7 protein-coding genes are annotated in these 11,390 nt (G+C 35.9%); 5 read left to right on the plus strand and 2 right to left on the minus strand.

Going from position 1 to position 11,390, the window contains the following annotated elements:
• Positions 1-13 precede the first annotated feature (13 nt).
• The 3 genes from G7Y57_RS12015 to G7Y57_RS12025 are packed head-to-tail and all read left to right on the plus strand — an operon-like array spanning position 14 to position 5,305.
• The gene (locus tag G7Y57_RS12015) at positions 14-1,735 is read left to right on the plus strand and encodes a RagB/SusD family nutrient uptake outer membrane protein (RefSeq protein WP_165024344.1); all 1,722 of its coding nucleotides are present in this window, start codon (positions 14-16) and stop codon (positions 1,733-1,735) included.
• Positions 1,736-1,748: 13 nt separating this feature from the next.
• Entirely contained in the window at positions 1,749-3,230 is a 1,482-nt protein-coding gene (locus tag G7Y57_RS12020; RefSeq protein WP_165024346.1) for a family 43 glycosylhydrolase, read from the plus strand.
• Between the two features lie 11 nt (positions 3,231-3,241).
• Positions 3,242-5,305: a hypothetical protein gene (locus G7Y57_RS12025; RefSeq protein ID WP_165024348.1), complete on the plus strand. Its 2,064-nt coding sequence runs from the start codon at positions 3,242-3,244 to the stop codon at positions 5,303-5,305.
• 123 nt (positions 5,306-5,428) lie between these two features.
• Here G7Y57_RS12025 and G7Y57_RS12030 read toward each other — a convergent pair whose 3' ends face one another.
• Both G7Y57_RS12030 and G7Y57_RS12035 read right to left on the minus strand, forming a co-directional pair.
• Positions 5,429-6,991, minus strand: a complete 1,563-nt coding sequence (locus G7Y57_RS12030) for a TlpA family protein disulfide reductase (RefSeq protein WP_165024350.1) — start codon at positions 6,989-6,991, stop codon at positions 5,429-5,431.
• Between the two features lie 195 nt (positions 6,992-7,186).
• Positions 7,187-9,202, minus strand: coding sequence for an AAA family ATPase (locus G7Y57_RS12035; protein ID WP_165024352.1), 2,016 nt, complete (start codon positions 9,200-9,202; stop codon positions 7,187-7,189).
• 1,146 nt (positions 9,203-10,348) lie between these two features.
• Here G7Y57_RS12035 and tssD point away from each other — a divergent pair.
• On the plus strand, positions 10,349-10,744 hold the full coding sequence (gene tssD, locus G7Y57_RS12040) for a type VI secretion system tube protein TssD (protein ID WP_165024354.1): 396 nt from the start codon (positions 10,349-10,351) through the stop codon (positions 10,742-10,744).
• A gap of 184 nt (positions 10,745-10,928) precedes the next feature.
• Positions 10,929-11,390 carry a hypothetical protein gene (locus G7Y57_RS12045; RefSeq protein WP_165024356.1) on the plus strand — a complete coding sequence of 154 codons (462 nt, stop codon included), beginning with the start codon at positions 10,929-10,931 and terminating at the stop codon, positions 11,388-11,390.

Consider the following 11,390-nt stretch of genomic DNA (forward strand, 5'->3'; position numbering starts at 1 on the left):
AAATCTATATAAAATGAAAACACTATTGCGATATACAATCATAGCCTGCATTTCTTTGACAATTTGTTCGTGCTCCGATTTTTTGGATGTAACCCCTAAAGGTATAATTACCGAAAGCCAGATTAATGATGCCGATGGAGTCGAAAAAATGTGTGTGGCCGCATATTCCGAACTCGGAAACGACCACTTTCAAAATCCTAATTCGAACTGGCCTCACGGAAATGTCCGCTCCGACGATGCATATAAAGGTGGTGATGGGCTGGGCGACAGCGGAGACTATCATGGATTGGATGTATACAATGAGATGAGAGCTACCAATGGATGGATGGATTACAGATGGTGGAAGTTTTATGTCGGTATATCCAGAGTACACAGAGCTATGAAACTTTTAGGTAGTATAGACGAATCCGACTTACCTACTAAAAATGCAAGAATAGCCGAAATGAAATTTTTAAGAGGGTGGTATTGCCTACAACTTAAACTGATATGGAAATATTTTCCTTATGTAGATGAAAAAATGGATGAAGAAAGTTATAAATTAGTATCTAACCGACAATACTCAAACGATGAGTTATGGGTGAAAATTGCAACCGACTTCAAAGATGCCGCAGCCGTACTGCCCGAAACGCAAGTAGAAGTTGGTCGCCCGACAAAGTTTGCTGCTAAAGCCTTCTTGGGGAAGACTCTACTCTATCAAGCATACGAGCAAAACGATATGCATGAAGTTACCTCCATAAACAAAGCATTGCTAGAAGAAGTCGTATCATTAATGAATGAAGTAATAGGATCAAGCAAATATGATCTGTTTGAAGATTTCGGTTATAATTTTCTTGCCGAATTCGACAATGGAAAAGAATCAATTTTTGCTATTCAGCGTTCGATGGATGACGGAACAGGTGATGGACGATTAGATGGCAGCAGCTTATTAAACCATCCGATGGGTCCCTATGGTTGTTGCGGATTTCATATACCGAGCCAGAACCTAGTGAATGTATTCAAGGTTTCTACAGATGGCCTGCCTTTATTTGATACTTACAATGGCTTAAGTTTAATAGATCCCGTAGATTTCGTTATACATCCGGTAGATCCCAGATTGGATCATACAGTTGGTATTCCCGGACATATCTGGAAATATGACAATACGACTCTTTACGAAAAAAGCTGGTCGAGAGCGCCTCAAATCTACGGGCATTATTCTTCGATGAAAGAAGTGATGCATTTCAAATGCGATTGTTTCAAGAGAGTAGCACCGTTTATGTCAAGTACCAAAAACACAGTATTAATCCGATATGCAGACGTATTATTATTCAAAGCCGAGGCTTTAATAGAACTTAACCGTTCTCAGGAAGCATTAGAATTAATAAATAAAATCAGGTTGAGAGCATCACGGAGTAAAGGCATGCTATTATTTGATAATAATACCTATGCATCGACCTACAAAATAGAAGAATATAAACCGGGTGTAAATTGTTCATGGACGCCAGATTACGCCAGAACTGCCCTCCGTTTCGAAAGAAGATTGGAATTTGCAATGGAAGGTTATCGTTTCTTCGACCTAGTTCGTTGGGGCATAGCAGATAAAGTCTTGAACGACTATATTAATGAGGAAAAGACACGACGCGAATATTATAAAACTGCAAAATTCACAAAAGGCCGTGATGAGTACCTTCCTATACCTCAGTCTCAAATAAACTATAGTGAAGGCAATTTAGTTCAAAATCCGAAATACGAATAAAATCAATACTTAAATGAAAAAGCTAATTTTCACTTCTATTTTTTTAGTAATGGCATTAAGCATTGCAGGGCAGGTTGTAAAAGATTACAATCCGTCTATTCAACCTACAACCGGAATGCAATATTTCAAGCCTGTCGAGGAACATCTTTTTGCAGGTGATTGTATGCCATTCTATCACAATGGTGTATTCTATCTCTATTGGCTTTTAGACGAAGGGCATCATGCCGGACTCGATGGACTGGGCGGTCATCAATGGGCCCTCAGCACATCCACCGATCTCATCAATTGGAAACATTATCCGGTGGCTCTTGGAATAGATGAAGAGTGGGAAAAGTCGATATGTACCGGATCTGTTATTGCAGACCATGACAAGATTTATGCTTTTTATTCCACACGGGTGAAAGAGGGTAATGATGTTCATGAACAATTAAGTTATGCTATAAGTGAAGACGATGGTTATTCTTTCAAAAAGCAACAACCAAATCCGTTCTATTTTGCACCGAAAGAATGTGTAAGTCGCGACTTTAGAGATCCACGTGCTTTCAAAGATGAGAATGGTCTTTTCCACCTTTTCATATCCGGTTATCAGAAAGATTCTCCGCTTAGTGGGCAAGGTGGCTATCTGGTACATCTGACTTCAGACAATCTTAAAGATTGGTCAGAAGCAGCGACGCCACTATACGGGCAAAGTGGAGTTCCGGAATGTCCCGATTATTTCAAATGGGGAAATTGGTATTATTTGCTTTATAGTATACATGGCAATACCTATTATGTAAAATCGAAACAACCATACGGACCATGGGAATACCCCGAATTTCAGCCGATGTCTGAAAAATGGGGAAATGTGTCTAAAACAGCCGCATTCAAAAATGGCCGTCGGATTGTTGTATCCTACATGAATAGCAAGTTAAATAATAAAGACAGTGAAGGTCAGGTTTGGGGCGGAAGCATACTTCTGCGTGAGCTCTTCCAGCAAAAGGACGGCAGTTTAACTGTTGGTTATCTACCCGAAGTTGCTCCGGCTATGACCTTGACAAATATCCCTCCTATCAACCTGATGGATAAATTGAAAGAGATTTTACCGGAGAAAGGCGAAATTCTAACCCTGGCAAGCCACAATGGTATAAGTGTGGCTTCGATGAATAACTTACCCTCACAATATCGCATTACAATGACCATTGTCCCCAAAGGAAACTACGATGAATTAGGATTGTTTTTGCGGTCGACCGATAAAGACAAAAAAGGGTATAAACTCAGTTTGAACGCTAATAGAAAAACGGTGGGCTTATTTGAAACAGAAATAGAATCGGTAAATGGGCTTCGAGAACCAATTATGCTGAATGTTGTAATAATGGATGATGTGATTGATGTCTATATTAATAATGAACGCTGCATTGTAAATCGCTTAGGAGAACAAAAAGGCGAAAATTTGCTTTTCTTTGTCAAAAACGGACAAGCAGAATTTAAAGATATAAAATTGTACAGCATTAATTAAAAGCTATGAAAATGTATAAAATTAGAAACACATTCCTTTGGGCAATGATTTGTCTACTTTATCTACCGATTTCCCATGTGTCGGCACAAGACGCCGCAAAGGTTGATTTGCTGAGCCACTGGTGGAAATTTAGTCCGTCAGCTCCGGCTCAGGGAACAATTGGAAAAGGTTCTAAAAGTGGAGAATTCGTTACAAAAGATCCTGTTGCAGGATTCACTGTGAAATTTAATGTAAACCTCGAAAAGATTGAGGGTCAACAAAACATATTGGAAATTCCTGATGTTTTATCTGTACACCTACGCCGTGTAAGTCCTGACGTTCGCGACAGGCAAAACTATCCTGCATATAAAATGGCAGATGGCTCGTTACCCGTACTAGAGGCCAATATCAATCTATTTAGAAAAGAACCGGGTTCGCAAGGGAAAAAGATGGAAATAGGCTTTCCTCTCGCCATGCTAAAAAACAGCTATGGGAAGCATGAAATTATATTGAATTTTACTGGTGCGCAATGGACAATATATGTAGATGGTGAACTGGTGGATAACGATTTTCCGATAGGCTATCCAAAGTGGGATTCGAAATCTGCGTGGTCTATTGATCCTAAATTTGTAGAAAATGCAGAAATATTTATGCCTGCAATAGTTCCGGAACGAGACTTATCGAAAAAGAGCGTTGATAAGCCACAAGTACAATATTGGACACCCGTAGGGCATAATTCATGGGTGGGTGATGTCGCTACAATTTACCATAACGGACGTTTTCATTTATTTTATTTGTATGACCGTAGGCATCATTCAAGCAAATTTGGCTGTGGAGGACATTATTTTGAACACTTATCGACCTCAGACTTTAAAACATGGACCGAACACGAACCGGCCACTCCTATCGAGGAGCAATGGGAAACGTTCGGAACGGGAACACCTTTTGTGGTGGATGACAAATTTTGTATTTCGTATGGTTTGCACACATCACGAATATATCCGGATGAAAAAACAATGTATCCTGCTCTGAAAGTATATTACGAAAATTATGGTAAAACAGGGTTTTTCGACTATAATTCTTTTCCTACTGTACCTTCGGGAGCAACTTACTCTGTTAGTCAGGATGGGCTCTTTAATTTCAAGAAAAGCAAGAAAATAATACACTATAGCGAGAATCCTACTATTTATACCGATGCAGACGGAAAATTGACAATGCTGGCAAGCTTTCGTTCAAAAGGGATGTGGCAGTCCGATTCCCTTGACGGAGGTTGGTACTGTGTTAATCGGGATTTTCCTCCCGGAGGCGATTGTACATTTTATTTTCGCTGGGGAAAATTCGACTATATTATCGGTGGTTTTGTCGATTTGTGGTCGAAACCAATTGAAAGTGCGAATACAGAATATAAAAGTGTATCGGCACAAGGTGAAGACTATTATAATGGGTTCAATGTACCCGCTATCTCAGAAATTTCCGATGGACGTTTCATTATGTCAGCATGGTTGCCGGTACGTGGTTGGGGTGGTCCTCTCCTGATTCATGAAATGATACAGTTCCCCGATGGTCGGATCGGTACAAAATGGATGAAAGAACTTATTCCAGAGACAGGCAAAGCAAAAACCGTTACCCAACAGGTAAATGGAACTGTTTTTTATGATGCTATACCTGAATCTTTCATGCTTTCGTTCGATGTCTATCCAACAAAAAAGAATGGCGGGAAACTGGCTGTTTCATTTCTTCCGGATGAAGGTACAGACAAAGGATGTGAGTTTCAGCTACGATTGGATGATCTGGTTGCTCAATATAGCAATGCGTCATTTTCTCAATTCGCTGACCCTGAAAAATCGTTACGACAAGGAGGGCAACCTCAAGAAGCACGTAATTATGCGATTGAAAAATTAGTCGGAGCAGATAAACCGTTTTCTGTTCGTATGGTTGTGAAATATACGGATAAGTTAGGGGGTGTCCTTATAGATTCCGAAATTGCGGAAAAACGAACTATGATAACTTATCGACCCGATTTATTTGTAAAAAAACTAATGTTCAAATCAGATAATATTGACATCAAAAATGTGAATATTGCTCCTTTAAAATAGATCATGAAAAATATTACCAAGTAAAAGATACATTTTACTTGGTAATATTATCTTGCTAAATAAATAGAAAAGTTATAGCGACTTACAAAGGCGATAGAAAATATCAATCCTATTCCTAGTTAATTAGGGTAATAACTCTTCTATCATTTTGCGTATCTTATCCGATCCTGTATAACCAGTGACTTTATTTATCAACAGGCCTTCCTTATCGTAAAAAAGATAAGTTGGAATTGAATTAAAATCTAAACTGTCCATAATATAAATCCATTCTTTCTGTGTCAGATAGTAATGCTCTCCTCCTATACCTTTAATTTTCTCTGCCCACCGCTTTTGGGGTGAAGACTCTGTTGTTATATATACAAAAACAACATCTCTATCTTTCATCTCACTTTTAAGCGGTCTAATATCTTCTATCGTTTTCATACATGGACCACACCATGTTGCCCAAAAGTCAATTAGAACTACTTTACCTTTATATCTGGATACAATTGCCTCTAATAGTTTTTCATTATCAACAGGCGGATTTACATTAACAACGGTCTGATGTCTGTTCTTATCCAATGCTAGAATTTGTTTATTTTTGCGCAAAAGAATCTTTTCAATTTCTCCTCCTTTAAAATAACTATTAATATTTTTTGTCTGTTTGGTCGACAAAGGTCTCATTTCATCAATGAATTGACGAGAATAAGCGTTTGCAATAAGCACATCATAGAACAATCCGCTATCGAAACCAACCAACTCTCCCATTATTGCTTTCACTTCTATCAACCATTGGTCAATAGGTATTTCATCGATTTTAGGAATAGCCAAAGTATCATTTCTTAATATGAGTTGCATCAAACTTTGATACTTTTCGGTATATAAATATTGAGGATCATTCAAATTAAATTCTTTCAAGAAAACATAATATGATTTATCAGGATTTTGCGGAGTAAATGTTGTTGTATCTCCTTCAATCCTGGTATCGTTATATAAGCGACCCATTACATCATTGAACCAAAAAAGGTTGCCTACAGTATAAAAAAGATTAAAATTATCAATTAGTAAATTCTTCTCCATTTCTGAAATATCTCTGTCATTTTTCACAAGCCTTAGTCTATATCCCAGATCATAGTGCATGGCGAAGGGAACATATGTTTTCGGATCTTCAATAAAGTGATTTACACTATCTCGATTGATATATTTAGGATCAAACTCTGAAGTGGCCATACCAACAATTAAATTCCCCCAACGGTTAAAATTGTCATGTATAAAGTTAGGGCCACTTAACCTCTTTACTGTTGCCAGTCCATCATCGTCAAAAATAATTTCAAGTTTTGTTTCTTCATTAGGGGCTAAATTGACAATAAAAGACATTTCCAAAAATGAACACTGTAAGGATCCAATAACATGAGATACTTCTATCGGAACCTCAAGAGAAAAACTATCATCGTCATTTAAGAGTATATTATAATAATTGAGGCCAGAAGTAATAGGATCAGAAACCGCCAAAGTTAGCATCATATTATCCTTTCCTCCGCCTTTGTGAAGATTTGCGATTTTACCTGAAACTTTAGCTATTCCTGCCTCTATATTAGGCTCAGGCAATCGGTCTTTTGGAGAGGATGTGAAAGATAGAAATATGAAACAAGTTCCAATAATCATTATTAATTGGGGAATGTTCATTGCTATTCGTTTTTCATTCATAAAATTTATAGGTATTAAATAAATGGTCAATAATTGTTTTAACAAAAATAACATTAATTAAAAGCATATTATAATAATAAGAGACATAAATGAGTACAATAATATCACAGCTAAACGAGCTACTTTTACTTTTTTCGCCTCGTACTGCCCGATCTTTCTTAAATTTTATACTTTTTACAATAATTATATACCGTTCTATAAATCATTATCCTTAATTCCTCTAAGTTGTTGTGCAATCTGATAATGCTTATCCGACATCTCAAGATTGCCTATAGCCGCATAAGCTTCAGCTAAATACTCATGACAAGCAGCATGGCGGGGTTTCTGTTGAGAAGCTTTACCCAAATCAGTAAGCGCCAATTCTGGCTCATCGATTTTAAGCTTATTCTTCCCTCTGTTGTATAATGCCTTAAAAGATAAAGGACTCAATTCTACGGCTCGGTTAAAACATTTCAACGACTCATGGTAGTCCTCCTGATCATAATAGGTAACACCTTTTCTAACCCAAGCATCCAAATAAGTAGGATCTAAATCCAGTGCTTTATTAAAGTTTGCTTGTGCTGCACGATAATCTTTATAGGCAACAATACATTCATTACCCATCAGATAATATTCCTTGGCATATTTCTTTAACGTTTCAGTTTGTTCGTATAGCTTATTCTTTAAATTTGTATTTTTTGTTTTAAGACCATTTATGACATTGAGTTTCTTTCTAATATATCTTTGTTGCAATGGTTTTTCAATGTCGTAACGGGCATGAATAGCTTTAAAGAAATGAGTTAAGAAATCCTCAAAATTCCCTTCATCAAATTGCTGTATTGCTTCCTTGTAAAGATAGTCGGCATCAGATTCTTTCAAAGCTTTATTGATTAATTGCTGATTGTTGAACTGCTTGCTGAAATCAACAATTTCAGGTCGGATAAATACGTCTGTCCGGCTCATGTTTTTTTTAAGTACAAGCCCGTCTAATGAAGTACATCTGCTTAAGGCAACATAGGCCTGTCCTCCAGCAAACACTCCCCCACTGAAGTCCACAATCACATTATTGAAGGTAAGACCCTGACTTTTATGTATGGTTATTGCCCATGCCGCTTTCAATGGCAGTTGCGTATATGTACCTATAATTTCCTCTTCTATCTTTTTTTCCTGTTCATTATACTTGTATCTGTAGTTTCGCCATGTTTCTTGCTCTACTTTCACGACTATTCCATCTTCTTTCAGAACATATACATTCTCTTCTTCATCTATTCCTGATATAATACCTAGCGTACCATTAACCCAGCGACGAGGCCATTGCAAGTCATTACGGATAAACATGACTTGTGCGTGTTCTTTTAATACCAACTCCTGAGCAGTAGGCAGTGATGATTCAGGGAAATCTCCGTCTTTGATACCATAACTGATAAATTCAAAGGTATCGAGCTCAGCCATTTTCTTCTCATTAATATAATCGACATTATCACGCTTGGTAGCCAGGGTAATATACATGTCTTCTTCTCTGGGATTGAATCCCGGATTTACACGCTTATTGAGCAGAGTAAGATCATTGCTGTTTGACTTCCCATTTCTAATGTTATTCAGAATGGAGATAAATATTTCATCTGTTTGGCGATAGATTTTTGTAAACTCTATTGGAACAAGGTTTATTTCACGGAAAACATTAGCCGAGAAGAAAAAAGCATTTGTGTAGAACTTATTGATTATCTCTCTTATATCGGGAGTAACAACAGGTTCAAGTTGAAAAACATCACCGACACAAACCAGCTGCTTACCTCCGAAGGGGATACGCATATTATTTGAATAAACGCGAAGAATTCTGTCTATACAATCTATTGTATCAGCTCTCACCATCGATATTTCATCAATTATAATCAGTTCCACTTCTTGTATAATCTTCCGATGTTCTTTCCTGTATTTGAAGAACTCGAAGATACGTCCATTAATGAGGCTTAAATCTGCGTCATCTGGAGCTATTGGTCTGAAAGGTAGCTTGAAAAACGAATGCAAAGTTGTTCCTCCTGCATTTATTGCTGCTATACCCGTAGGAGCCAAAACAACATACTTTTTCTCTGTTGTTTGACAGAGATGCTTCAGAAAAGTAGATTTACCTGTACCCGCCTTTCCCGTGAGAAAGACAGACTGACTGCTCCGTTCAATCAGGTCAAGAGCATTTTTGAATTCTTTATTGGATGTATCTATTGATGAAGTCATAACTAAAAAACAAAAGTAAGCTTTTTATACAATTATTTGAGCCTTGTATGGCTTTCTTTAAGTTCTCTTATAGTTGTATAAATAATTTATAGCTCCTTTTCGATAAAACACGAAAATTTCATTCTTAGCTCAAAAATTCGCCTGATAAATTCATGTCAATTCCGAGGTTTAGAACAATGTCGATTGTTCTAAAGTAAACATCCATTCTTTTTTTATATTACACTGCAGTTTGTGTAATCGCTAGTGTTTACGACATAGGTTTATTTACAGTAAAAGCATGGCAATTTTAATCATCAAAATAGTATTTTAATTGACAAGTTCTTTAATATAATAATACTAATGAAATCAGCATATAATTAAAATCAATATTAAAAATTTGAATATATTATTTATTTTTACAGTTACATAATAATAAATAGATGTTAGAGCTATGTGATATTAATAATATTATTAATATATTGTATTTATGATAATTAACAGATATTTTTTATATTAATGTGAAATATATGTTAAGTCTTATTATATTTTAAATTTAGCAAAAAAGACAATCATATTCAATAACACATCACTAAAAAAAACAAATTACTAACATATTCCACATACAAATGAAAATTAAATAAATAAATTTCCATATTACTATCCATATCATCACAAATAGAGGTTAATTAGTAATTAAATTAAATATAAAATCCATATAAATATATATTAACCAAATTTAACCTTTCAAACAAACACCTATTAATCAACTATATAAATTAAAATACAAAAAGAATTTAATCTTTTTACTCTATATCCTATTGCCTGTTATTTTTAACATACCTATATTCGCAAACGCAACACGTATTTAAAAACTCTTTATAACACGAGACAACTTTACGTATTTAAAATCCTTACATTAATAACTTTATGAGCATACAATAAATTTAGCTAGGATCACCTAAACATCAGACAACTAATATTCAACAAATAAATTTAACATTAATCAAAAACTATAAAAAAGGAGACAATGTATTGAGTTATCATTTCGAATACTTAACAACAAAAACAAGACTTAAAACATACCACTCCAAATCTAAATTTATATTAAAATTAATTAAGCCTGATATACTCTATCGGGGAATACCAACACTTTAAAATTATAAAATTATGGCATTTCGTGCAACATTAAATTTTGGGGGCAAAGAGTTTGACGTCCTTGATTGCAGCTACAAACTAAGCAGAGATATCGACTCTAAAGGACGTCCTGCATCTAACATCTACGGAGGCATTATTAAGGTACATGTGGAGTCAACAGAAGACACATCTATCTTAGAAGGTCTAGTAGCTCAATTTAAACCCAATTCGGGAAGTATCACCTTCAAAAAAGGTGACGAAGAAGCTAAAATGAAAGAGCTTACATGGGAGAATGGTTACATTGTTTCTTTCGAAGAAAATATCGATGTAGTTGGTTCAAAACCAATGACTCTTACATTTGAGGTTTCTGCTCAGGTGTTAAAAATTGGTGGCGCACAGTTTGAACAAAACTGGCCATTAAATAACTAAAAGTAGAACAGAAGCGGAGTGGATGTCCCACTTCCCGCAAAAGTTGTTGAGATACCGCTCCGTTCTGCTCTCTGTTAACTATTTCCGAACAGACAAAGAATATTGATGCTTAAAGAAAGTATCAACTGTTTTTTGTATCTGTTCCGGAAATATTATTCAAAGATAATCATTAAATTAAAGATATATGATAAATAATTATGAAATTGGTGGTAATGAGGTCAAGATAGATGCCTCTGAAGCCATTTCCGCAATCCCTGAAAACAGGACAATGCTTGTCGAAAAACTGACATCTGATGAACCTATTAATCCAGCTGCTGTAACAGGATTAACATCTATAGAACAAGTTTTCTCTCATTATAAACCAGAAACTGATATAGAATTTCAAAATGCAGATGGACAACCGGTAAATGAAACCTTTCGTTTTGCCAGTGTAGGAGACTTTTCTGTAAAAAATATGACTGCCCAAAGTCCTTTCCTAAAAGGAGTAAGCACAGAGAAAGATTTCTATGATAACCTTACGAAACAACTACGTTCGAATAAGGTATTGCAAAGAGCGTTGGAGAACCCTGAAGCAAAAGCTGCTTTTGTAGCTGCTTTACAAGGTGTATTGGCAGAAATGGATGAGGTTGAAAATATATCAATATAA

It is taken from the genome of Dysgonomonas sp. ZJ279, from assembly GCF_011039205.1.
Classification (GTDB): domain Bacteria; phylum Bacteroidota; class Bacteroidia; order Bacteroidales; family Dysgonomonadaceae; genus Dysgonomonas.